This window comes from Weissella cibaria (assembly GCF_004521965.1).
Taxonomy (GTDB): domain Bacteria; phylum Bacillota; class Bacilli; order Lactobacillales; family Lactobacillaceae; genus Weissella; species Weissella cibaria_A.
This window is the reverse complement of record NZ_SDGK01000017.1, coordinates 1-24,257: the sequence shown is the minus strand read 5'-3', so window position 1 is coordinate 24,257 and position 24,257 is coordinate 1. Positions and strand designations below refer to the sequence as shown.

Annotated in this window: 27 protein-coding genes and 2 pseudogenes; 27 read left to right on the top strand and 2 right to left on the bottom strand. The window is 43.9% G+C overall.

What is annotated here, in order from left to right; genetic code table 11:
• Nucleotides 1-203 precede the first annotated feature (203 nt).
• The 22 genes and pseudogenes from infC (at nucleotide 204) to EST42_RS02785 (ending at nucleotide 19,784) form a co-directional block, all read left to right on the top strand.
• Complete coding sequence (infC, locus tag EST42_RS02885; RefSeq protein ID WP_010370121.1) at nucleotides 204-701, top strand: translation initiation factor IF-3; 498 nt, start codon at nucleotides 204-206, stop codon at nucleotides 699-701.
• Nucleotides 702-726: 25 nt separating this feature from the next.
• Nucleotides 727-921, top strand: a complete 195-nt coding sequence (gene rpmI / locus EST42_RS02880; protein WP_003608101.1) for a 50S ribosomal protein L35 — start codon at nucleotides 727-729, stop codon at nucleotides 919-921.
• A 69-nt stretch (nucleotides 922-990) separates the two neighbouring features.
• Nucleotides 991-1,404: pseudogene (gene rplT, locus EST42_RS02875) on the top strand (50S ribosomal protein L20); the annotation flags it as partial.
• The gene (locus tag EST42_RS11350; RefSeq protein WP_280633864.1) at nucleotides 1,399-1,554 is read left to right on the top strand and encodes a HeH/LEM domain-containing protein; all 156 of its coding nucleotides are present in this window, start codon (nucleotides 1,399-1,401) and stop codon (nucleotides 1,552-1,554) included. The pseudogene rplT and the gene EST42_RS11350, both read left to right, overlap by 6 nt.
• A 505-nt stretch (nucleotides 1,555-2,059) precedes the next feature.
• Complete coding sequence (locus EST42_RS02870) at nucleotides 2,060-3,181, top strand: BMP family lipoprotein (RefSeq protein WP_134644130.1); 1,122 nt, start codon at nucleotides 2,060-2,062, stop codon at nucleotides 3,179-3,181.
• A 248-nt stretch (nucleotides 3,182-3,429) separates the two neighbouring features.
• Entirely contained in the window at nucleotides 3,430-4,599 is a 1,170-nt protein-coding gene (locus EST42_RS02865) for a GNAT family N-acetyltransferase (RefSeq protein ID WP_134644129.1), read from the top strand.
• Nucleotides 4,600-5,025: 426 nt separating this feature from the next.
• The gene (locus tag EST42_RS11345; protein ID WP_134644128.1) at nucleotides 5,026-5,283 is read left to right on the top strand and encodes a type 1 glutamine amidotransferase family protein; all 258 of its coding nucleotides are present in this window, start codon (nucleotides 5,026-5,028) and stop codon (nucleotides 5,281-5,283) included.
• On the top strand, nucleotides 5,280-5,807 hold the full coding sequence (locus EST42_RS02855) for a homoserine O-acetyltransferase/O-succinyltransferase family protein (protein ID WP_134644127.1): 528 nt from the start codon (nucleotides 5,280-5,282) through the stop codon (nucleotides 5,805-5,807). Before EST42_RS11345 ends, EST42_RS02855 begins: the two co-directional genes overlap by 4 nt.
• Nucleotides 5,800-6,915 carry a trans-sulfuration enzyme family protein gene (locus EST42_RS02850; RefSeq protein ID WP_134644126.1) on the top strand — a complete coding sequence of 372 codons (1,116 nt, stop codon included), beginning with the start codon at nucleotides 5,800-5,802 and terminating at the stop codon, nucleotides 6,913-6,915. The genes EST42_RS02855 and EST42_RS02850 overlap by 8 nt, the downstream gene beginning before the upstream one ends.
• 89 nt (nucleotides 6,916-7,004) lie before the next feature.
• Nucleotides 7,005-8,135 (top strand): homoserine dehydrogenase, encoded by a 1,131-nt coding sequence (locus EST42_RS02845; RefSeq protein ID WP_280633863.1) that lies wholly within the window; start codon nucleotides 7,005-7,007, stop codon nucleotides 8,133-8,135.
• Between the two features lie 326 nt (nucleotides 8,136-8,461).
• A complete protein-coding gene (locus tag EST42_RS02840; RefSeq protein ID WP_425335770.1) occupies nucleotides 8,462-8,986 on the top strand; it encodes an ABC transporter ATP-binding protein in 525 nt (174 codons plus the stop codon).
• A 669-nt stretch (nucleotides 8,987-9,655) separates the two neighbouring features.
• A complete protein-coding gene (gene rpsL / locus EST42_RS02835) occupies nucleotides 9,656-10,072 on the top strand; it encodes a 30S ribosomal protein S12 (protein ID WP_134644124.1) in 417 nt (138 codons plus the stop codon).
• Nucleotides 10,073-10,091: 19 nt separating this feature from the next.
• A complete protein-coding gene (rpsG, locus tag EST42_RS02830; RefSeq protein WP_134644123.1) occupies nucleotides 10,092-10,562 on the top strand; it encodes a 30S ribosomal protein S7 in 471 nt (156 codons plus the stop codon).
• A 118-nt stretch (nucleotides 10,563-10,680) separates the two neighbouring features.
• Nucleotides 10,681-12,804, top strand: a complete 2,124-nt coding sequence (gene fusA / locus EST42_RS02825) for an elongation factor G (protein ID WP_134644122.1) — start codon at nucleotides 10,681-10,683, stop codon at nucleotides 12,802-12,804.
• A gap of 335 nt (nucleotides 12,805-13,139) precedes the next feature.
• Nucleotides 13,140-13,451 carry a helix-turn-helix transcriptional regulator gene (locus EST42_RS02820; protein WP_134644121.1) on the top strand — a complete coding sequence of 104 codons (312 nt, stop codon included), beginning with the start codon at nucleotides 13,140-13,142 and terminating at the stop codon, nucleotides 13,449-13,451.
• 213 nt (nucleotides 13,452-13,664) lie between these two features.
• Nucleotides 13,665-14,012, top strand: coding sequence for a hypothetical protein (locus EST42_RS02815; protein WP_134644120.1), 348 nt, complete (start codon nucleotides 13,665-13,667; stop codon nucleotides 14,010-14,012).
• Nucleotides 14,013-14,153: 141 nt separating this feature from the next.
• Nucleotides 14,154-14,576 carry a hypothetical protein gene (locus tag EST42_RS02810; RefSeq protein WP_167711056.1) on the top strand — a complete coding sequence of 141 codons (423 nt, stop codon included), beginning with the start codon at nucleotides 14,154-14,156 and terminating at the stop codon, nucleotides 14,574-14,576.
• A gap of 214 nt (nucleotides 14,577-14,790) precedes the next feature.
• On the top strand, nucleotides 14,791-15,903 hold the full coding sequence (locus EST42_RS02805) for an ABC transporter ATP-binding protein (protein WP_134644118.1): 1,113 nt from the start codon (nucleotides 14,791-14,793) through the stop codon (nucleotides 15,901-15,903).
• A complete protein-coding gene (locus tag EST42_RS02800; RefSeq protein WP_134644117.1) occupies nucleotides 15,893-16,711 on the top strand; it encodes an ABC transporter permease in 819 nt (272 codons plus the stop codon). Before EST42_RS02805 ends, EST42_RS02800 begins: the two co-directional genes overlap by 11 nt.
• A 49-nt stretch (nucleotides 16,712-16,760) precedes the next feature.
• Complete coding sequence (locus EST42_RS02795; protein WP_167711058.1) at nucleotides 16,761-17,534, top strand: ABC transporter permease; 774 nt, start codon at nucleotides 16,761-16,763, stop codon at nucleotides 17,532-17,534.
• Nucleotides 17,534-18,619 (top strand): ABC transporter substrate-binding protein, encoded by a 1,086-nt coding sequence (locus EST42_RS02790; protein WP_134644115.1) that lies wholly within the window; start codon nucleotides 17,534-17,536, stop codon nucleotides 18,617-18,619. The genes EST42_RS02795 and EST42_RS02790 overlap by 1 nt, the downstream gene beginning before the upstream one ends.
• A 436-nt stretch (nucleotides 18,620-19,055) precedes the next feature.
• Entirely contained in the window at nucleotides 19,056-19,784 is a 729-nt protein-coding gene (locus EST42_RS02785; protein WP_134644114.1) for a peptidylprolyl isomerase, read from the top strand.
• A 50-nt stretch (nucleotides 19,785-19,834) separates the two neighbouring features.
• On the opposite strand, the gene EST42_RS02780 is transcribed toward EST42_RS02785, so the two are convergent.
• Both EST42_RS02780 and EST42_RS02775 read right to left on the bottom strand, forming a co-directional pair.
• The gene (locus EST42_RS02780) at nucleotides 19,835-20,194 is read right to left on the bottom strand and encodes a hypothetical protein (RefSeq protein ID WP_134644113.1); all 360 of its coding nucleotides are present in this window, start codon (nucleotides 20,192-20,194) and stop codon (nucleotides 19,835-19,837) included.
• A 180-nt stretch (nucleotides 20,195-20,374) separates the two neighbouring features.
• The gene (locus tag EST42_RS02775) at nucleotides 20,375-20,824 is read right to left on the bottom strand and encodes a universal stress protein (RefSeq protein WP_134644112.1); all 450 of its coding nucleotides are present in this window, start codon (nucleotides 20,822-20,824) and stop codon (nucleotides 20,375-20,377) included.
• Between the two features lie 574 nt (nucleotides 20,825-21,398).
• Between EST42_RS02775 and EST42_RS02770 the strand changes: the two genes are divergently transcribed.
• The 5 genes and pseudogenes from EST42_RS02770 to EST42_RS02750 all read left to right on the top strand — a co-directional run.
• Nucleotides 21,399-21,569: a type II toxin-antitoxin system RelB/DinJ family antitoxin gene (locus EST42_RS02770; protein ID WP_010370047.1), complete on the top strand. Its 171-nt coding sequence runs from the start codon at nucleotides 21,399-21,401 to the stop codon at nucleotides 21,567-21,569.
• A 107-nt stretch (nucleotides 21,570-21,676) separates the two neighbouring features.
• Nucleotides 21,677-22,063: a phage holin family protein gene (locus tag EST42_RS02765; protein WP_134644111.1), complete on the top strand. Its 387-nt coding sequence runs from the start codon at nucleotides 21,677-21,679 to the stop codon at nucleotides 22,061-22,063.
• A gap of 14 nt (nucleotides 22,064-22,077) precedes the next feature.
• The gene (hprK, locus tag EST42_RS02760; protein WP_134644110.1) at nucleotides 22,078-23,010 is read left to right on the top strand and encodes an HPr(Ser) kinase/phosphatase; all 933 of its coding nucleotides are present in this window, start codon (nucleotides 22,078-22,080) and stop codon (nucleotides 23,008-23,010) included.
• Between the two features lie 129 nt (nucleotides 23,011-23,139).
• Nucleotides 23,140-24,159, top strand: coding sequence for an NAD(P)H-dependent glycerol-3-phosphate dehydrogenase (locus EST42_RS02755; protein WP_134644109.1), 1,020 nt, complete (start codon nucleotides 23,140-23,142; stop codon nucleotides 24,157-24,159).
• Between the two features lie 6 nt (nucleotides 24,160-24,165).
• Nucleotides 24,166-24,257, top strand: a pseudogene (locus tag EST42_RS02750) (UTP--glucose-1-phosphate uridylyltransferase); the annotation flags it as partial.

Sequence of the window (24,257 nt, the reverse complement as noted above, 5' to 3'; positions counted from 1 at the left end):
TAGTATATATCTGTTAAGAAACAAAGTAACAGCGGACCTGTTGTTCACCTTGGCGAGTAAACTCGTCGGGTAAATCACTCATTATTGATTGATGATGAATGGCGGGTTATCGTATGTCGCGATGACCCGTTTTTACTTTATTTCAAGTTTTTTCGGAGGTAAGGACCATAGCAAACGCGCGCCAACCACAACAACAACAAGATTTGATTAATGATCGCATTCGTGCTCGCGAAGTACGTTTGATCACTGATGATGGTGATCAAGGTATTATGTCTAAGGCAGACGCCCAGGCAATCGCAGATGAGCAAGAGTTGGATTTGGTATTGGTTCAGGCTAATGCCAAGCCACCAGTTGCTAAGATTATGGATTATGGAAAGTTCCGTTTCGATAGTCAAAAGAAGCAACGCGAACAACGTAAGAACCAAAAAATCGTCAGCATCAAGGAAGTTCGCTTAAGCCCAACAATTGATGACAATGACTTTAATACTAAGAAGAAGAACGCAGTTAAGTTCTTGGAGAAGGGTAACAAGGTCAAGGTTTCAATCCGTTTCCGCGGACGTGCTATCACGCACAAGGAAATTGGGCGTGAAGTGATGGACCGATTTGCAACTGATCTAGAGGAAATTGCAAAAGTTGAATCTAGAGCAAAGATGGAAGGGCGCAGCATGTTTATGGTGCTTGCACCCAAGGAAACTAAGTAATTAAACCAGTTTGGAGGACATATCAATGCCTAAGTTTAAGACACACCGCGCTTCAGCAAAGCGTTTTAAGAAGACTGCTAACGGTGGTTTGAAGTCAGGTAACGCCTTTACGTCACACCGTTTCCACGGTAAGACTAAGAAGCAACGTCGTCAACTACGTGGAACTTCAATGATGAACAACACGACGTTGAAGACTTACGTTCACATGTTGAGCCGTTAATTTAAAGTTTTTACTTTAAGTTTTAATCGGTTCCGAATTATATTTTAGAAATTACTGGAGGAAATACCCATGCGAGTTAAGGGTGGTACTGTTACGCGCGCACGTCGCAAGAAGATGATCAAGTTGGCCAAGGGTTACCGTGGTCAACGTCACATCAACTACAAGGTTGCTAAGCAACAAGTTTGGAAGTCATGGTTCTATGCATTCCGTGACCGTAAGCAAACGAAGCGCAACTTCCGTAAGTTGTGGATTGCACGTATTAACGCTGCAGCACGTATGAACGGTTTGTCATACTCACGTTTCATGAACGGTTTGTCATTGATGGGTTCAACTTTGAACCGTAAGATGTTGGCCGACTTGGCAGTTTCAGACTTTGAAGCATTCTCAGCTTTGGCTGAAGCTTCAAAGAAGGCTTTGGCAGACAACGGTCAAGTTGTTCGCGAAGCTACTGCAGCTACTGCAGAGAAGGGTGTTAAGATTAACGCCACTGCTCCTAAGGCTGCTAAGAAGGTTGTTTCATCAGAGAAGCCTTCAGACAAGAATACTGTTGCTGAAATCAAGGCATACTTGTCAGCTAACGGTATCGACTTCCCATCTTCTGCAAAGAAGGCTGAGTTGTTGGCATTGGTTTAATGCTTAGTAAAACACGCGCTGAACGATAAGTTCACTGCGTGTTTTTTGTTCACACTAATTTTGTTGGCGCACATCCGGATTGGTATAGTTACGAAAATTGCGTTGATGGCTAAAGAATGTTCAGCAGGACTTTGGCGTTCAACGTGTGGTACAGATCATTCCTTAGTATTTTGGGCGTTGAGAGTTTTACGAAATAGAGTAACGACCACTGTTGTTATCCACAACGAAATTTTACTAATAATAGATGCGGACGTAGGCTGTGGAGAACTTTGAAGTTCTCTATTTTTTTGCACAAAATTTGGCGATTGAAGGTCTATCGTTCGTTTATTGAAGTGTCCTATACCAATTTCTGTGGATAAAACGTGTATAACTTCGAAAAATATCGCATATTACCGAAAACCTGGTATTATAATATACGTCGTTTAAAACGAAATTAAAAAGCCCTCGGGTGGATAAGGGCACGCAATTTGCGTGTAACCTAATATAAGGAAGTAGGTAGTTTAGAATGGTATCTAAGAAAGTTATGATTGGTGGCGCGGTGTTAGTTGTGTTGGCAGGAGGAGCCTATGCAATGTCAGCTTCACATACAAGCGCAAGCAAGAATGATTTTTCACTCGCAATGGTTTCAGATGAAGGTGGTAACATTTCTGATCACTCATTCACAGAAATCGCGTGGAAGGGTGTGAAGAGCTGGGGTGAATCACACGATTTGAAAAAGGGCAAGGGTGGCTATGACTACTTCCTTTCAAAGACTCAGGCTGATTTTGACACTAACTTCCAACAAGCACAATCAGCTAAGTTTTCAATGATTGCTGGTATCGGGTTCAACTTGCAAAACTCGCTTGAAAAGGCGGCTAAGCAAAATCCAGATACAAAGTACGCCTTGGTGGACGCGCAAGCTAACCCAAAGTTGAAAAATATCACATCATTGATGTTTAAGTCAGAACAGTCATCATACCTGGCTGGTGTTGCTGCCGCGATGCAAGCAAAGGCTGAAGGTACGGATACAATCGGCTTTATTGGTGGCCAATATGGCCCTGTGGTTGGTCGTTTTGAATACGGCTTCCGTCAAGGTGTGGCTTCGGTTGATAAGAACATGAAAGTAAGTTCGATCTATGCCGCTTCATATTCAGATGCAGCGAAGGGAACATTGATTGCGAACACCATGATGGCTAAGAACATCAAGGTAATCTTCCACGTTGCCGGTGGGGTTGGAAACGGCGCTTTCACGGCTGTTAAGAGCCACAACCAAGGCTTGAAGTCAGACCAACTAGCAAAGGAAAAGGTTTGGATGATTGGTGTTGATATCGACCAGACGCCACAAGGTGCTTACAAGACAGCTGATGGTAAGAAGGACAACTTTACCTTGACGTCATCATTGACTGAAGTTGGAAACGGTTTGAAAAACGCAGCTAACGATGCGATGAATGATAAGTTCGAAGGCGGCAAGACGGTTTGGTACGGTATTAAGGATGGTGGTGTTGGTGTCATCACATCAAACATGCCAGCCGATGAAAAGAAGGCTGTTACGGCAGACCAAAAGAAGATTGAAGACGGTTCAATCAGCTTGAAGTACACAGGTCAATACGATGCGCCAAAGGCTAATCGCACATCATTAACAAACTAATAGATTATTAAACGTGCGAGGTTGTTTTAGCCTGGCACGTTTTTTATCACAGCAGCTATTGGTCTAAGATCCCTGGCTTTGGCCAGGAATCGAGACCAAGGACGCACCTGATAAGGGCGACTTGGTTACGTCGGAGGTCTAAAACCTCCGACATTCCCAGTCTGCTTTATCGCAACCATGTGTTTCCAGTCTACTTCTCCAAAAACGTGTGGTACGATATGGGTAAATTGAGATTGAGGGATTATCTCATGGGACAACCAATCAAGTTAGGACAAAATGGTTTTGAAGCAGTTTATGAGTTATATCGATATGCTTTTCATAAAGAGCCACGGGGCGGTAAGGATTCACTATGCTATTTCTTTGGTCAAACAATTGCGTATGGGGAATTTGATGCACAACAGTTAACGAGTCAGGTAACGCAAATACCATTCCAAGTCAATTGGGGTGAACAATTGCTAAATGCAAACGGCATTGGTAATGTCAGTAGCTATCCAGAATATCGGGGTGACGGCGCTGCGTCACGTATTATGATGGTGGTACTACAAGAAGCGTATGAACGGGGTGACATCTTAAGCTATTTGACACCTTTTTCGTATGGCTTTTACGGCCGATTTGGGTACGCACAAGATTTTGATCGGCTACATCTCAGCTGGTCGGCAGAACATTTTCCACAGGGAAAGCGCCATGGCGGGACAATCACACGGATGGCATTTGATAAGGCACAGGCGTTGATGGATGCCGTTTATGAGCGGGCGCCTCAGATGAAGCGAGGCGGGATTGAACGGGAAAACTGGTGGTGGGACTATTATTTCATGATGAAAACACCACATACGCAAGTCGCCATCTACCGAGATGACGATCATGAAACGCAAGGATATGTAATGTACGAGTTCGTGGGAGAAACCTTTAAAATTCGTGAATGGGTTACTTTGACGACGGATGCATTGCTCAGTAATACCCGTTTTATCGGTAGTCATGCTGGTGCATTTAGTCGTTTTGAGTATGAAGCACCACTCAGCGACTTAAACGATCTCCCAGTTTTGCAACTCATGCCTGAACCGCAGTATGAGGCACGGGTTGTACCGTACATGCAGGCGCGAATTGTCAATTTGCCAGCTTTTGTGCAAGCACTTAATATCATGTTACCAACGGAAGTTGTGTTTAACGTCACGGATGAAACTGCACCGTGGAATGGTGGGCGTTTTGAATTGCGTGGCGGCGAGTTAATGCGGGTAGTACAGTCAGAAGCACCGGCAATTACTGGTTCGATCCAGGCATTTACACAATGGCTAATGGGTTATTGTTCGTTAGATAATTTGTTGCTAACTGGTGATTTGACGACAGCGGGTGCGAAAACGTTTAGCCTGCTACAAGCACAATTACCAAAGCAAAAGCCGGTTTTAGCTGATTGTTTTTAACTATTAATGAGAGCCCGTGGTTATTCATCACCTGAATAACCACGGGCTCTTCTGGATTAATATAAAAAATTATAAAATTGTTTACTTTTTTCTAATGTAATTCTAATATATTATTTATTCCAGCGTTGAAGAGATGAGTACGAACAACAGCTGTTAGCCAGAGAGTCGGCATTTGGTGAGAGTCGATAATAGCGTTGCTTGGAATAATGGTCTCGGAGTGGTTGTAAAGATGAGCTAGTAAGGTAAGTTTTTGCCGGGTGCGCCCGTTATTGCGCAACAATATATCCAATTTGATTTGGCGTATTGTGAGGTTAGGATAATCTAACAAACTCGGATGGTACCACGGTGAAAAGTCGTCTCGTAAGTCTGTGCAGTTGCATGGGCTTACGGGATTTTTTGTTTAAAAAAAGGGAAAATTAAATAACGGTGCAATTGCTAAATGGTTTTACAGCTAAAGAATCTGACAAAACAACTTATCGGCAAACCAAGCAACTGTTGGTGCTGAATTTAATGCCTAATCGGGCCGTAACAGAACAGCAAGTTGCGTCATTGCTTGCCGGAACTGACGTTGACGTCGCCGTGACCTTTGCCGTACCGGCATCGTATAAGGTGCGCCATCATCCGGCGGCTGTTCAGCAACGGTATACGCTTGCGACGTTAAAAATCGCTATTTCGATGCCATGATTGTCACAGGCGCATCACTGGATCAGACACCAGAACAGTCGATTGACTTTTGGCCGGAATTCCAGGACTTTATGCGCTGGCAGGCAGATCATATTGACCGGCGTTTGTTTATCTGTTGGGGTGCCTACGCAGCTGGATTGGTGACCAAAGATTTTTTGCCGATCAAGCAGATCGACAAAATATTTGGGATGATTGAAACGCAAGGGTTTATCATGCCGCAATCACGCTACTTTACCATTCCAGTGGAGAACGTCGATACAGGTCAAGTAATTGCTGGTGATAGGAAGGCCGGCGCGACAATTATTCAAAACCTGCAAACGCGGACGGTCTATGTGACTGGCCATTACGAATATGGGCCCAATAATTTGGCAATGGAATTTCGTCGGGATCAACGTCGGGACCTGCTGATTGCATCACCGACTAGTTATTTCGGTGATGATGGGCGACCGATGGCCCGCTGGCATGAGCAAGGGATACATATTGTTGAACAATGGTTGAAAGACGAGGAAATTACAAATGGTTAAAGTTGCAACACAGTTAGTACAGGGGACAAATGGATCGGAAGATGACCGGAGTGGTGCGGTGGTCACACTATTACATTTTTCAACAGCTTTTCGCCACCCTGGGTTAGGTGAATCTACAGGATATGACTACTCACGCATGACAACACCGACACGCGATTTACTGGAGGCTCAGTTAGCCAAAATTGAACATGGTACACATGCCTTTGCGGTTAGTTCAGGAATGGCGGCGATTACGCTGGTGCTGTCTACTATTCTGAAATCACATGACTACTTGATTGCGAGTGACGATTTATATGGTGGGTCATTTCGTTACTTCGATACTTTGCGTGATCGGTATGATATTGCCTATGAAACGTGGAACGACCAAGATATTGATGAATTAGTTTTGCGCATTGAACCAAACACAAAAGCGATTTGGTTAGAGACGCCGTCAAATCCAACCATGAAGGTCATTGATATTCAAGCGGTGGCAAGTGTCGTACATGCGATTAGGCCAGATGTTTTAGTCGTTGCCGACAACACATTTTTAACGCCCATTTATCAGAGCCCACTGACCGAAGGCGCTGACATCGTTATTCATTCCGCAACTAAGTATTTGGGTGGCCATAACGACATTTTAGCCGGCGCGGTCGTGGTCAAGGATGTGACTTTGGCAGACGCCTTGCGCAATCAACTGACGACCACTGGCCAAGTTTTGGATCCGTTTGACAGCTGGTTACTGATTCGATCACTGAAAACATTGGCTGTGCGCATGCGAGTGCATACTGAAAACGCGCAGTTATTGGCGAAACGTTTAGCGACAGTGGCTGGTGTTGACGAAGTGCTATATACGGGCGTGGGTGGCATGATTTCGTTTTACTTAGCAGCTACGTATGATGTCAATCAATTCTTACAAGCGTTAACGGTTGGTTCTTTTGCGGAAAGTTTGGGTGGTGTCGAAACATTGATTACGGTGCCATTTATGCAAACGCACCATGATATGCCGGAAAGTCAGCGACTGGGGTTAGGCATTACACCACAACTCATTCGCTTGTCCGTCGGCTTGGAAGATGTAGATGATTTGTGGGCTGATTTAACCCAGGCAATTCAGAAAGCAGGGCGTGCATGATACGAATTGGCATGTTAGGTTTTGGCACAGTTGGTCATTCGGTTTATGACCTTTTACAAGCTTATACCGAAAGTTTTCCAGATATGTAAATTGTCAGTGTAGCGGTTCGACGAATCACCGAACAACGGATGGCTTTATATCCGGCGGTGCAATTTACGACAAACCCAAACGCAATTGTGACCGCCTCGGATATTGATGTGGTGATTGAAGGGATGGGAGGACAGACAGAGACGTATCGATATTTGCGGTGGGCGCTCCACTCGGGTAAACATGTCATCACCGCTAATAAAGATTTAATTGCAACTTATGGTGAAACGTTACAAAAAATTGCGAGTGCGCATCAGTTGGCGTTGCTTTATGGTGCGTCAGTGGCTGGTGGGATTCCAATTTTAGATGCGCTGACTAATCTACTGCCTGGAGATGAGACAGTTCAGGTGGGCGGCATCATTAATGGTACGAGTAATTTTATTTTGACGCAGATGAGTGATGCGGCAATGAATTATGATGATGCGTTGGTCTTGGCCCAACGAATGGGCAGCGCTGAAGCAAATCCGGTTAATGATGTTGCCGGCTTTGATGCACGTTATAAGTTGGCAATTTTGGCCAAGAAGGCCTTCGCTGCAAATGTTGTGACGACTCAGATCCCAACCCAAGGTATTCAGGAAATCAATGCCACCGTATTGGATGAAGCAAAGCGGCTGGGGTATGTTATCAACCCCCTCGCGGTTGCTCGGCGTACTGGGCAGGGATTGGCCATGGCGGTAGGACCACACTTAGTGCCAGCCGCACATCTTCTGGGCAAAATTGATAATGTGCAAAACGCAGTCCAGGTACAGACACGTAATATTCAGGACTTAGTGTTTACTGGACCGGGGGCAGGTGGTAAGCCGACTGCGAGTGCTGTATTATCAGATCTTGCAATTGTTCAAGACATCGTGCATGGCCGCCAATTGGTGCATGAAAAACAGTCTTTGCAACAGCCAGCAATTATTGGGACGGCAGCTGACCGTTATATTCGTGTGACGGCTCCAGCTACTTATGAGATTGATGCCATTGCGCAGGCTAATCGAATCGGGATTAAAACCATGTGGGTTCGTAGTCACCGGGCCACAATCTTGACGGACACTGTTTCGGCAACGACTTTAGCCCGATTCGAAGGAGCCTTGCAACAACAAATCGGCGCAGAAATTGAAATTGTTTTACCGGTCTACCAGGGGTAACTAGTCAGGTGTGGCTGACGATAGGATGACATTGGACTCATAATCAAAACGATTGTTTTAGACTAAAAGTTACAAATCGTCCGAAAATTAGGAGAGTCTTAGATTTTTTGACACTTCTCTCATGACGGGCAAATATTGCTGCTTGTATGAAACGATTTTAGAATTTGAACGAGGAGCATGATATCAATCAAACAAACGCGTTTTTCAGTATGGCTGAGACGCAAACAGTTAATAGAATGACCCGGGGAAAGGGTTGTTCGTTGTCGTCGCCACCTGTATTAATTTATAACAACAACGTTAAGCATAAATACAAGGGGTATAAAAATATGAGTATTAAGAAGCAATTGTTAGCAGCATCGGTTTTGACCACGGTCACATTGGCAGTGGGGCTAACACCGGCGGACGGTGAAAAATATCCAGTGGCATTTTCTGGTGGTCAGCGCCAGCGTATCGGGATAGCCAGGGCGATTGTCGGTCAGCCCAAATTCATCGTAGCTGATGAACCGATTTCAGCGTTAGATGTGTCGATTCAGGCGCAAGTCCTATCGTTAATGATGGCATTGCGTGAGCAACAAGCGTTGACTTATTTATTTATCTCGCACGATTTAAGTCAGGTGCAGGCCATTTCAGATCGCGTCGCTGTGTTGTACTTTGGCCACTTAGTTGAATTAGGGTCAACGACGGCGATCTTTGACAACCCGGTACATCCGTATACACAAGAGCTGCTTGCTGCAATACCACCGATTGGTAAACCACTAATCGCGAAGCAACGGCAAATTATTACGGTTGGCACAACATGGACTGAAGTAACGCCAGGGAATTTTGTCCGACAATACCCCAGACAAAGCTAACTGTTAGTGCCGGGACAAATGGGAGTTGTTTAGACTTGCAACAGTTGGCAAGGAACAGTTGCAGTAAGCAGGCTAATGTCAACCAAAGTAACCAGTCGGTTCCAGTTAACCAACAGGCACCAGCTGCTAATACATCCAAATCGCCATTTCCAAGAAATCTCTCTTGGAGGTGGCGATTTATTATTAAAGCAACGACATACGCGACAAAAATAGTCAGCCAGGGGAGATTGTGTTGTAAACAGGCAATGAAAGTTGGACAAGCTAACCAGCGCGAATCGATTAATTTCATTTGCCAATCTTGTTTTGCTAAGATTAAAAGTGGCATAATGATGAAGACTTCTAAATAATGCATAACGTCATCCTTTATCTATTTGCAGATTAAAGACGTGATATGGCGCGGTTTTTCCAAAAAAGACACGCCCGGAATTGTTTGCAAAATGAATGCCTATATAAAGGCGTTTTTAAACGACTAAAAGGGTTGCAACATTTAGTGAGTAGTGTTATATTATTATTTGTGCTTTTAGTGAGCAGGGTGTTTGCGGTGACGCGACGTGCTGAACTCGTGAACGAAAAGTACCATTCAGCTACGTTTCTAGACTTGTTATTAAATGACACGCCTGGAAATGTGGACTACACATTATATAGAAAATTGAAAGGGGACTCTTAGACATGCCTACTATTAACCAATTGGTTCGTAAGCCTCGTAAGTCAAAGAGCACGAAGTCAAAGTCACCAGCTTTGAACTTCGGTTACAACTCACAATCAAAGAAGGCGACAAATGTTTCTTCACCACAAAAGCGCGGTGTTGCAACTCGTGTCGGAACGATGACTCCTAAGAAGCCTAACTCAGCTTTGCGTAAGTACGCCCGTGTGCGTCTTTCAAACTTGATCGAAGTTACGGCATACATCCCAGGAATCGGCCACAACTTGCAGGAACACTCTGTTGTTTTGATCCGTGGTGGACGTGTTAAGGACTTGCCTGGAGTTCGTTACCACATCATCCGTGGTGCTTTGGATACTGCCGGTGTTGACGGTCGTATGCAATCACGTTCAAAGTACGGCGCAAAGCGTCCTAAGAAGAAGTAATTAAGGGAGGACATATAAAATGCCACGTAAGGGTTACACTAAGCAGGCTGAAGTTCTGCCTGATCCAATTTACAACTCAAAGCTTGTTTCACGTTTGATCAACCGCTTGATGCTTGATGGTAAGCGTGGAACTGCTTCAACTATCTTGTACGAAGCATTCGATCGTATCAAGGAAGCTACTGGTCAAGAGCCATTGGCTGTGTTCGAAGAAGCTTTGAACAACATCATGCCTGTATTGGAAGTTAAAGCTCGCCGTATCGGTGGTTCTAACTACCAAGTTCCTGTCGAAGTTCGCCCAGCACGTCGTGTAACGTTGGGATTGCGCTGGTTGGTGCAATACTCACGCGCTCGCGGTGAGCACACGATGGATGAGCGTTTGGCTAAGGAAATCATGGATGCTGCCAACAACACTGGTGCATCTGTTAAGAAGCGTGAAGACACGCACAAGATGGCTGAAGCCAACCGTGCCTTCGCACACTACCGTTGGTAATAACCAATTGATGGCTACAGTCGATATGACAGTAGCCATTTTTGTATAACTTACGGTATAATAGTACTAACGCAACTAACATGTGTTGGATGTAATAGAATTTCAAGGAGAAATACTCATGGCTAACAAGCGTGAATACCCATTGCTACGTACTCGTAACATTGGTATCATGGCGCACATCGACGCCGGTAAGACGACGACGACTGAGCGTATTTTGTACTACACTGGTAAGATCCACAAGATTGGTGAGACTCACGATGGAGCTTCACAAATGGACTTCATGGATCAAGAAAAGGAACGTGGAATCACGATCCAATCTGCGGCCACGACTGCCGTTTGGCGTGGATTCCACGACCAATACGACAAGGAACCATACCGTGTTAACATCATCGACACACCAGGACACGTGGACTTCACTATCGAAGTTGAGCGTTCATTGCGTGTTCTTGACGGTGCGGTTGCCGTTCTTGACGGTGCTGCCGGTGTTGAGCCACAAACTGAAACAGTTTGGCGTCAAGCTGAGACGTACGAAGTACCTCGTATCGTCTTCGTTAATAAGATGGACAAGTTGGGTGCTGACTTCCAAATGTCAGTTGACTCATTGAAGTCACGTTTGGACGCTAACGCAAAGGCTGTTCAATGGCCAATCGGTGCCGAAGATGACTTTGAGGCCATCATCGACTTGATTGAAAAGGTTGCTTTGTACCCAATCGATGATTTGGGTGAAAAGTGGGAGAAGCGCGAAATTCCTGCTGACTACGCTGAGTTGGCAGAGGAGAAGTACAATGAATTGGTTGAAGCCATCGCTGATGTTGATGACGATATCATGGAAAAGTACTTGGGCGGAGAAGAAATCTCTGAAGCAGAATTGAAGGCTGCTATCCGTCGCGCAACGATCGCTTTGGAGTTCTACCCAGTTCTTGCAGGTTCAGCTTACAAGGATAAGGGTGTGCAAATGATGCTTGACGCGGTTGTTGACTACTTGCCATCACCAATGGACGTTAAGCCATACATCGCAACGGATCCAGATACTGAAGAAGAAGTTGACTTGATTGCCAACGATGACAAGCCATTCGCGGCTTTGGCATTTAAGGTTATGACGGACCCATTCGTTGGACGTTTGACTTTCGTTCGTGTTTACACGGGTACTTTGGAGTCAGGTTCATACGTTTTGAACACGTCTAAGGGAAAGCGTGAGCGTGTTGGTCGTTTGCTACAAATGCACGCTACGAACCGTACTGAAATCGACGAAGTGTTCTCAGGTGATATCGCTGCCTTAATCGGTTTGAAGGATACGACGACTGGTGACTCATTGACTGCTACGGATCACCCATTGATCTTGGAGTCAATGGAGTTCCCTGACCCAGTTATCCAATTGGCTATCGAGCCAAAGACGAAGGCTGACCAAGACAAGATGTCAACTGCTTTGCAGAAGTTGGCTGAAGAAGACCCATCATTCCGTGCTGAGACGAACCCAGAAACTGGTGACACGTTGATCTCAGGAATGGGTGAGTTGCACTTGGACATCATCGTTGACCGTTTGCGTCGTGAATTTAACGTTGAAGCCACTGTTGGTGCGCCACAAGTTGCTTACCGTGAAGCATTCACGCAAACTGTTCAAGCACGTGGTTACTTTAAGCGTCAATCAGGTGGTAAGGGACAATACGGTGACGTTTGGATTGAATTCTCACCAAACGAAGAAGGTGCCGGATTCGAATTCGAAGATGCCATCGTTGGTGGTGTGGTTCCTCGTGAATACATCCCTTCAGTTGAAGCTGGTTTGAAGGACTCATTGAACAATGGTCCTTTGGCTGGATTCCCATTGGTTGACTTGAAGGCTAAGTTGTACGATGGTTCATACCACGATGTCGACTCATCAGAAGCTGCCTTTAAGATTGCTGCATCATTGGCTTTGAGGGAAGCTGCAAAGACTGCTGGTGCCGTTATCTTGGAGCCAATCATGAAGGTTGACATCGTTGTTCCTGAGGATAACTTGGGTGATGCAATGGGTCACGTTTCTGCCCGTCGTGGTATGTTGGAAGGACAAGAGCAACGTGGAAACTCAATGATGATTCACGCTAAGGTTCCTCTTTCAGAAATGTTCGGATATGCAACGACTTTGCGTTCAGCTACGCAAGGACGTGGAACTTTCCAAATGGCCTTTGACCACTACGAAGCTGTTCCTAAGAACGTTCAAGAAGACATCATTTCAAAGTACGGTAAGGGTTCAGACGCTGAGTAATTTTAATTGCCAGCGACTCACTTACTAATTGAGTTGAAAAATTAAGGATGAAGATAATTCTTACGAGTTATCTTCATCCTTTTTTGTTTCCAGTCCGATTTCGTGGCCTTTTTCTCGACAATCTGCTTAAATAGTAAGCGTCACCTATTAATAAACGGGAATTAATCAGGACAAAACAGTCATATTGTTATAATCAAAGTTGTTGTTAGCCTGATTTTCCTCAATTCTCACTACTAATAAGAATTGGGCTAGCAACATTCCCATGAGTCGGTTTGAAACAGGAGTGTTTTGAACCGCTTTTTTGAGAGTCGCATAGTTTAGAGGAGAGGTTTCCTATGTTAAAGACGATTGGTCAAATGATCAATGATGTGAGGCGAGAGAAACAGATCTCTTTAGCAAAAATAGCAGTTTTGGGCATTAGTAAGTCCCGCTATTATCGGTTTATCGATGGTGAAATTGATATGCCGTTGTTTGACATTATGACGATTATGGACGCGCTGACCCTATCATTCGCAAAATTGGCAAATCGCGCAAGCGGATTGGATGACCTGGATACCGATTTGCGACGGTTGATCTTTGCTTATGCACTAGCATTGCGTGAAGGTAATATCACCCAGATCAAGATGAAGCTATTTTTCAGCGTTTAGTAACGCTTGGAAGCGTTCATGATGATTGACCTGGTCGGTTTTGCATCGATTGCACCGACCATTTCAGCTGATAAGTTCAAATAATTGTATGTCGGTACGCTGTGGGCATGTCTAATTTTCATAATTTTTTGAATAGTGATATTTATAATTTGGTATTAACGATTCACATGGCTGCAATTGATAGATTACTCTTACAGCCGGAAAATCGCAGTGATGAAGATGTGCTTAATGAGCTTTGATTTGAGCGCGTTATGGACTGAATTCCAAGTTGGTGCGTCAAAGTTTTGGGTAAAGCCGAATGAACATGTGCAACTACCGAAGTTTTCAACGTTACCACCAGAAGAAATGTTTAATCACTACGGTGACGTGTTCCGCTGGATTATCAAGCAAAAGCATGTGACACCTGGTATGGTGGTTGACGCATATGTTTCGACTTACAGGCTATATAAGGCTTACAATGATAATGGTTATCTGCAACTAAAAAAATTATTGAAATTAAATGCATCTATTAGACCTGATGCCAAGCGACATCGACGTAGTTTTGAGCCGCCGTTTGATTAATGTCATCAACTCGAGTTGGTATCAATATAGTTGGCAGCATATTCAACCGCTTGACTATGATGCGCTTGCAAGGTCAATGTATTTAAAATACGAGACTGATCATCAACGCAAGGATTTGGAGGCATACTTCGAATTAAGGCCTTGGATGGATTATTTGTGCACCAGAATTGGTTACAAAGTCCAGCGGCTACTGAATTAAGTAAGACAATCAGTGATGAATTGATGGCGATGGAAACCTGGATGTACGCTGAGTTCCGTGTGGCACGGTATGCCATGCTACACATTGAAAATCCGGCAGGAATTCAAATGTGGGCACAATTGTTGAATCGGGCGATGCGGAAATTTGATCAACGTTATATCAACCAAAATACAGTACTTGATATTTTCGAATGGCCGTTATTACGGGCTATCTTGCTTGGTAAGCGAGAGTTAGAAGAAACCTTGTTGCAGGTAGCGCAGGTACCCGATACTGATCCAGCTGATGTGATGGTGTTTGGTCGTGGTCAGCAACGCTTCTTTGATATTTACGCAGCTATTTTGCATGATCAACCTCATGAGCGATGAGATTTACCAGAGCATCTAAGTGATTTTGTTGTGCTAGCTGGTGATCGCAAGTTCAGTGATGCCTATCAAAAAATCCTACGACCATTGTGGGAAGAATAGTAAAAAACATACGCTTCGAGTTGTCGGAGCGTGTGTTTTGTTATGTACCGTAACATACAAAATTGCTTATTTTTGGTAAAATAAAGGTTATGTAAAGAAAGGTGGTACTCAGTAATTGGCACAACCCATTATTGAATTTAAGCACGTGGCTAAGCAATATGATGATACAGTCGTATTAAAGTCTGTTGATTTAGAAATCGAATCAGGAAAGTTCTATACCTTGTTGGGACCGTCTGGGTCAGGTAAGACAACGATTTTACGTTTGATTGCTGGATTTTTGGAAGCCTCATCAGGTGACATCCTGTTTGAAGGGGAACGCATTAATGACGTTCCAGCTGAAAAGCGCCGTGTTAACACGGTTTTCCAGAACTATGCATTGTTCCCAAACATGAATGTTTTTGAGAACGTTGCCTTCGGAATGTCGATTAAGGGTAAACCGAAGAATGAAATTAAGGCCAAGGTCGCTGAAATGCTGGAACTCGTCAAGTTGGGTGGCTATGAGGACCGTGAAATCTCTGAATTGTCTGGTGGACAACAACAACGTGTGGCAATTGCGCGAGCATTGGCTAACGACCCTGAAGTGTTGTTGCTCGACGAACCATTGTCAGCCTTGGACTACAAGTTGCGTAAGGATATGCAATACGAATTGCGCGAGATCCAAAAGCGTTTGGGTATCACGTTTATCTTCGTGACCCACGATCAGGAAGAAGCGTTGGCAATGTCAGACTGGATTTTCGTCACGAACGAAGGTGAAATCGTTCAGAACGGTACGCCGGTTGATATTTACGACGAACCGATTAATCATTTCGTTGCCGACTTTATCGGTGAATCAAACATTGTACCTGGTGTGATGCGTGAAGACTATTTGGTGTCATTTGCCGGCAAGGAATTTGAAAACGTCGACGGTGGTATGCGACCAAACGAACAAGTGGAAGTCGTTTTGCGTCCGGAAGACTTAGATTTGGTCGCTGAAGAAGATGGTAAGCTTGTTGTGACGATTGATGATCAGTCATTCCGTGGGGATTACTACGAAATTACCGCGCACGATGATGATCAAAACGAATGGCAGGTCCAAGCCACTAACCCGGCTGGTCTTGGTGAGCGACGTGGGTTGTACTTTGACCCTGAAGATATCCACATCATGCGTTTGAATGAATCAGAAGAAGATTTTGATGCTCGTTTGGAGCAGTACGACGAGTCTGAAGAGGAGAGCGCTGATGAGCAATAAGAGAACTTTCAGCTACACCGTTCCGTACATTTTGTGGCTCGTTCTCTTTGTCGTTGCGCCAGTTGTGCTGTTGGTTGTGCAATCATTTGGCAACATCTACGGCCACTTTACGCTCGACAACTATGCGACCTATTTTAGCTCAGGAACGTATCTACGGATGACATTTAATTCTGTGTTCTTCGCCTTTATCGTGACGTTGATTACATTATTGATTAGTTATCCAATGGCTTATATTATGAGTCGTTTAAAGAATGCCCAATTCTGGTTGTTGTTGGTCATTTTGCCAACTTGGGTGAACTTGTTGCTGAAGGCGTATGCGTTCATCGGTCTGTTTTCTAAGACAGGAACTGTGAATAACTTTTTGTCATTCATCGGCATTGGTTCACACCAAATTATGTTTACGGACACATCATTTATGATTGTGGCGGCGTACATTGAAATTCCATTTATGATTATGCCAATCTTCAATTCATTGGTTGAGCTGGATCGCAGTTTGATTAACGCAGCCCGTGATTTGGGGGCAACGCCTTGGCAAACATTAACCAAGGTAATCATTCCAATGTCAATGAGTGGCGTCAAAGCTGGTATTCAGGCCGTCTTTATTCCAACACTGTCATTGTTCATGATTACGCGTTTGATTGGTGGAAATCGTGTCATTACCTTGGGAACTGCTATCGAGGAACACTTCTTGGTGACGCAAAACTGGGGAATGGGATCAACCATCGGCGTTATTTTGATTATCGCGATGGCTGCAACAATGTTCTTCACGCGTGATCGTAAGAAGAAGGGAGGTCGCCGTCGTGGATAATAAGCCAAAGAAGTGGTCGTACATTTACTTGGTCTTCGTGTTCATCTTGATGTATGCGCCCATCTTTTATTTAATTTTCTACTCATTCAATAAAGGTGACTACATGAATGGCTTTTCCGGCTTCTCATTGCGTCATTACCAGGACATGTTTGCGGATTCACGATTGATGGAAATTTTGGTTAATACGTTTATCGTGGCCTTACTTTCATCAGTGATTGCAACGCTGATTGGAACCTTCGGTGCTTTGGGCATCTACAATACAAAGAACCGGGCAACGAAGAATCTGTTGTTGTCTTTGAATAATGTGTTGATGGTATCACCAGATGTTATCATTGGTGCTAGCTTCTTGATTTTCTTTACGATGATCGGCATGAGCTTGGGCTTTGGGTCTGTGGTCTTATCACACATAGCCTTCTCAATTCCAATTGTTGTGTTGATGGTTTTGCCTCGTTTGAATGAAATGAACCCAGCCTTGATTGATGCGGCCCGCGACTTGGGTGCCTCAAACTATCAAGTGTTGTCACGTGTGGTGCTGCCATATGCTTGGCCTGGTGTTTTGGCTGGTTTCTTTATGGCCATTACGTACTCACTTGATGATTTCGCAGTGACGTTCTTCGTGACAGGTAATGGTTACTCAACGTTGTCAGTTGAAATTTACTCACGTGCCCGTCAAGGAATCGATTTGTCAATTAACGCGCTATCAGCATTGATGTTCTTGCTATCATTGCTGTTGGTAATCGTTTACTACTTCATTTCTAACTACAGTGTGAAGTCAAGTAAGAAGAAGCGTGGCGGCGCGGCAGGAATGGTGGTGCATCAATAATGAAGAGATTAGCATGGTTAACTGGGATTATCCTGGCCGTTGTCGCTTTGTTGTTTGGCATTAACGTTGCGCTACAAAAGTCGGCGGAATCAGGATTGAAGACTGGTTCAAATAAGACCTTGACGATTTACAACTGGGGTGACTACGTTGATCCGTCATTGATTAAGAAGTTCCAAAAGGAAACTGGGTACAAAGTGGACTATGAGACATTTGACTCAAACGAAGCAATGTACACAAAGATTAAACAAGGTGGGACGCACTATGATTTAGCGGTGCCATCTGACTACATGATTCAAAAAATGAAGAAGGCTCATATGTTGGTTAAGCTTGACCACAGTAAGTTAACAGGCTTGAATAATTATGATAAGCGCTTTATGAATCAACCATTTGATCGTGGCAATCAATACTCAGTACCTTATTTCTGGGGTACGTTGGGAATTGTTTATAACGACAAATATGTTAAGGCGGGTGACATCAAGACGTGGAACGACTTATGGAACCCAAAGTACAAGAATTCAATCATGTTGATTGATTCATCACGTGACATCATGGGGATGACGCTTGCTTCAAGTGGCGAGTCGGTTAATACCAAGAGTATTCCTGAATTGGCTGCAGCAAAGGGAAAGTTGGACACTTTGATGCCAAACGTGAAGGCGATTGTCGCCGATGAAATTAAGATGTACATGGCCCAAGATGAAGCGGCCTTGGCGGTGGATTACTCAGGGGATGCAGCAGAAATGATTGCTGAAAATAGCCACTTGCATTACGTAGTACCGTTAGATGGTGGTAACCTCTGGTTCGATAACATTGTGATGCCAAAGACGGTTAAAAATAAGCCAGCTGCATATGCTTTCTTGAACTTTATGAGTCAGCCAGAGAACGCAGCAAAGAATGCTGAGTATGTTGGCTATGCCACACCAAACAAGGCCGGTAAGTCGCTATTGCCAAAGTCAATTCGTGATGATAAGCAATGGTACCCAGCCGAAAAGACTTTGTCACACTTGGAAGTGTATCAAGATCTTGGCCCATACTGGGTTGGTCAATACAACGATTATTTCTTGGAATTTAAGATGACAAATCGTTAATCAAAAAACGCTACTGGACATGAAGTTCCGTAGCGTTTTTTGCTGTGTCCGGAAAATAGTTTGGGGTATTTATGATTAGTGAATATGGCATAACAATACGAGAATTTTTATGCTAGATGATTTAACACTGGTAAAATAAGAAATTAAGAGGAATATTATCAATACTCCTGATAGGTAAATTATGCGGCTACTCACGTTTTAAGCTAAATTTACCTTTTAGACGCAAGTTCTCTCTCAAAATTTCTTGTGTCTAAAAAACGGGCCTTTCCCTGTCCGGATACATATTAAAGCAACGACTGTGATGACGAAAAAATTATCGATCAGGTTTACAAATATTTATGGAATGTTGAAATTTGATGTTTTTCTAAGGCTAAGCAACGTATAATCAGTTGTACTGTGTCTTAGCAGAATAACGACAGGTGGGAGTTTCTAATCCATGAAAAAGATTAAACCAGAAATTATTATTGCCGTTGTGTCCATCATCTTGGTTGCTGGGGGTGTCGGCTTTGCCATGAAGTCCGCACAACAACCAAACGTACCAACGCCACAACTATTAACCAAGGTTGCCAAGAACGAAAGTGAAGTGGTGATGCATACGTCAAAGGGAAACATTAAGATTAAGTTGTTCAACAAGTATGCACCATTGGCAGTAAAGAATTTTATTACACACGCTAAAAAGGGCTATTATAACAACACAACGTTCCACCGGGTTGTAAAAGACTTTATGATTCAAGGTGGTGATCCAAAGGGAACTGGCCAAGGTGGTGAGTCAATTTGGAAGGGCAAGAATAAGAAGATTGATAGTGGTAATGGTTTCAAGAACGAAATTAGTAAGTCACTATTCAACATTCGTGGGGCCCTATCAATGGCCAACGCCGGCGCTGATACCAACGGCTCACAATTCTTCATTAACCAAAACAACGATGATCAAACAAGTAAGATTAGCCAATCTGATTATCCAGAAAAAATCTTCCAAGCCTACAAGAAAGGTGGAAACCCATCATTGGACGGATCTTACACGGTATTTGGCCAAGTTATTTCTGGGATGAAGGTTGTTGATGAGATTTCTGACCAGAAGGTAAAGGATAATGGCTCAGGCGAAAAGTCAAAGCCAGTTGCCCCAGTTAAGGTCACATCAATCGATGTTGTGAAGGAAGCAAAGTAGAGCATTCGTAAAAAAGCCATGTCTCGAAGTTGAGACATGGCTTTTTTACGTTAACCAGCACCTTCCGTTTGGGCATCACGCGCAGCAGCGGTGTTGTTGACCAAAAGTTGGAAATAGTTATCAAAGCCGGGCTTATCATAGCTTTGCATCAAAGCGATAAAATCAACCGTTGACCATTCACTTACAATCACGGCACCATCATTATATTGCAATGAACGTGCAATTGATGAGGTATTTTCTACCAAGTAGAAGGTGTCGTTTGTGTCCAAGTACAAGAGCTGCAATTTAATGTTCCGATTTGCACCCAATGCAGCTTTAGTTGCCAAAAATGGATCTGACACTAGACGCTGACTAACATTCTCGTGACGAAACTTGTGAATCGTCTCCAACGTGTTACCGATAATCTTCATAGATGGATCCTCAACTTTATCGAATAATGAGAAATTAAAAACTATTCTAATAGCATTTTAACAAAACGTTGATGGGTACTATCATACCACTAGTTCTAGAAAACGGCTAGATGATTCTGTGTCCAAAAAAGGAAGACATCAACCTGTGAGTTTGGTCGACGTCTTTCTTGTTCTTTTTAACTATTGAACAATCAAAACGTCTGACTTGGCGTTTTGAACAACGAATGAAGCAACTGAACCAACCAACAAACGCTCCAACGTGTTCAAGCCTGACTTACCAAGCATGATCAATTCGTTACCGTGGTCAGCAGGGAAGTCGTGGGCGATAACCGTCTTTGGTGAACCGAAACGGACGTGGATGTTAACATCCTTAGCGCCTTCGTTGTGAGCAAGTTCTTGGTACTTAGCCAACTTTTCTTCGGCGTCTTGTACCAATTGGTAAACCACATCACCAGAAATTGACATGCCGGCCAAGCCTGACAATGAGTTTGTATCGATGATGTACAACAAATCCAACGTCGTGTTGTTACGAACGGCAACTGCAGCTGCCTTCTCAACTAACACCGTTGAAATCTTTGAACCGTCAACGGGCGCCAAAATGTTCTTATATGCAATCTTATCTTCTGCCATGGTTCTGTACCATCCTTTTGTAATCCTTAGGAAGCACATATGTATGTGTTCCTTTGTTGTATTTTATTATATACCTAATGATACAATAATGTAAGCGTTTACCGTGAGATATTTATGAGATTAAACAGTGATTGGTTTTTGTGATTTCATTTGCATTATAGCCTAAAATGTTGTGAAAGTTTGTCATTGCGTGTCCGAATTTCTTTTACTTGCATATGGTTAGCAGAGTGTGTATAATTACTACTATGCGATGAGTCGAGGAGATCATATTTTGATCTTTGTAAACGGTCCTTATATAACAGCCGCATTGCTGGAGGATGAGATAGGGAGTTGTGGAACTCGCTTCTCTACACATGACTAACTTCGGTTTCGACCGTTGGTGTACGTTGACTGGTGGGCAACCACCACATGAGCTAGAGCATGTCAATTCTAGCGTTGCCAAGCGGAAAACGTCGGTCTTCGGACCGGCGTTTTTTGCATCCAATTGTGTCCTGGAAATAGCCAATTTAAGGCTATGTGTAGTTTTATGCGCTATAATATGTATGTAAGTTACATGTGATTGGGGGATATGACCATGGAGAAGCTAATTCAAATTCGTATTGAAGAAGAGATTCGTAATGCAGCCGATGAGGTATTTCGTCGCAATGGTTTAACAACGCAACAAGCGGTAAAAATGTTTTTGACACAGGTAGCTAATAACGGACAATCACCATTCGATAATCTGTTTACGCCAAAACAACAGTAGTTTGAAAAAACGCCATTTGTGTGATGCAAATGGCGCTTTATTGTTTCTTCATAACATGTTGTGATATGGTTTACTATAATGAAAGTATTAAATCCTGGGGGATGAATATGAAAACAGTTACTTTTCGTCGTTTCTCGTTTTGGCAACGATTGCTAATCAACGCAGTAATGTTGCTTGCCTTGGCGGGATTGTTCCACCAAGGTCTTTACATTAGTAACTTTGGGACAGCTATCTTAGCAGCATTAATCTTAGGTGTGTTAAATGCTTTAGTGAAGCCTGTGCTCCAAATATTGGCGCTGCCACTTACTATTTTAACGTTTGGCTTGTTTGGGTTAATTGTGAATGGGGTAGTATTGTGGCTCGCCTCGCAGATTATTGGAGATGGGTTCCGCTTCGCTAGTTTTAGCTGGGCAGTCTTCATCGCAGTGGTGATGTCGATTGTTAATTTGATTATCTCAAGTTACTTTAGTCGTAAAGACGACGCTAAAAAATAAGGAAGACAACGGATATGGCAAAGAAGATTACAGTTAAAGATTTGCTGGCCAACACGCACTTAAACTTGGTGGCTGGTGAGGAGTATCTGGATCGTGCAATTATAACGGCAGATATTTCAAGGCCTGGTTTGGAAATGACTGGGTACTTCAATTACTATGCACCAGAACGCGTTCAGTTGATGGGAATTACGGAAACGTCGTTTGCCCACCGCATGAACCACGATGAGTTGTTGATGGTTGCACGTAAGATGATGCAACCAAACACACCAGCTTTTGTCGTTTCAACCGGACGTCAATTGCCAGAAGAGTTTATGCAAGCTGCAATAGAGGCAAAGATTCCGGTATTGGCAACTGATTTGACATCATCACGAATTTTGTCGAATATGTCTTACTTCTTAAGTGGTGGTTTGGCAGAACGCCAATCTGTTCATGGTGTTCTGGTTGATATCTTTGGGCTTGGTGTGCTGATTACTGGTGATTCAGGGGTTGGTAAGTCTGAAACCGCGCTAGAATTGGTGCAACGTGGCCACCGTTTAATTGCGGATGATCGTGTTGACGTGTACGCGCAAGATGAGGAACGCCTTGTTGGTGAGCCACCTGCTATTTTGCGTAATTTGATGGAACTTCGTGGCGTTGGAATTATTGATGTCATGAACTTGTTTGGGGCGGGCGCGGTGCGTTCGCACGCAACGATTGCCTTCAACCTGCACTTGGCTAAGTGGACAGATGATCAAAAGGTTGACCGTCTTGGTAACGGCGAAGAGAACATTCGCATCCAAGGTGTCGATTTGCCACGCTTTGTGTTGCCAGTTCAAACTGGTCGTAACTTGGCTGTTTTGATTGAAACGGCGGCTAAGAATTTCCGTGCTAAGAAGATGGGCTTTGATGCCACAGAAACATTTAATGATAATTTAAATCGTTTAATTGCCGAAAATTCGGAAAATTAATCGAAATTCTTAAGAAAACCCCGTTGTGACGGGGTTTTCACTTTAAAGTATTTTCAACTTAATGGTTTATGGTATTATTATTGTGTTAGTTTTGGCGTTAGACCAGCACTAACAACAAGGAGGAACATTGTGAGCAATGAAGTGATTGCAGTGCTTGGCGCCGGTTCATGGGGAACGGCCCTTGCAAATGTTGCTGCCGAGAACGGGCATGACGTGCGTCTATGGACGTACAAGCCTGAACAAGTAGTTGAGATTAATGAGCAACACCGCAACAACAAGTATCTTGGTGATAACCCACTCGACGAGGGTGTCGTTGCCACTGCAGATATGACTGAGGCTGTGCGTGATGCAACCATCGTGTTGAGCGTCGTGCCAACGAAGGCCACACGTGAGGTATCAAAGCACTTGTCTGAAGTCTTGGCAGAGTTGGATCAACAGATTGTGTTGATTGCCGCAACAAAGGGATTGGAGCCTGGTACTTACAAGCGCGCATCAGAGATGCTTGCTGAAGAGGTACCAGCGACGCAACGTTTGGGACTTGGAATTATTTCTGGTCCGTCACACGCTGAAGGGGTTATCAAGCATGACCCAACTTTGGTATCAGCTGTTAGCGAAGATTTGGCCACTGCCGAACGTGTGCAAGCAGCTTTTACTAATAATGTCTTCCGTGTATACACGAATACTGATTTGATTGGAGCCGAGTTTGGGGCGGCTCTCAAGAACGTGATTGCTATTGGTGCAGGGGCCCTTGAGAGCCTAGGATTTGATGCAAACGCCAAGGCAGGATTGTTCACTCGTGGGTTGGCTGAAATTAGCCGTTTGGGTCAAGCATTTGGTGCGAACCCAATTACATTCATGGGCCTGTCAGGTGTTGGTGATTTGTTTGTTACTGCCACGTCAGTGCACTCACGTAATTATCGTGCGGGTGTGCAATTAGGTGAAGGTAAGAAACTTGATGACATCGTCGAAAATATGGGGATGGTCATCGAAGGTATTTCAACAACCAAGGTTGCGCACGAGCTCGCCTTGAAGAAGCACGTTGAAATGCCAATTACATCTACAATTTATCGCGTCTTGTACGAAGGCCAAGATATCAAGGGGGCCATCAATGAATTGATGGGTCGTCCAGTTTCACAAGAAGGGAAGTAAATTTATATGAAGCCAGTACGTAAGGCTATTATACCAGCAGCGGGTTTGGGAACTCGTTTTTTGCCAGCAACTAAGGCCTTGGCCAAGGAAATGTTGCC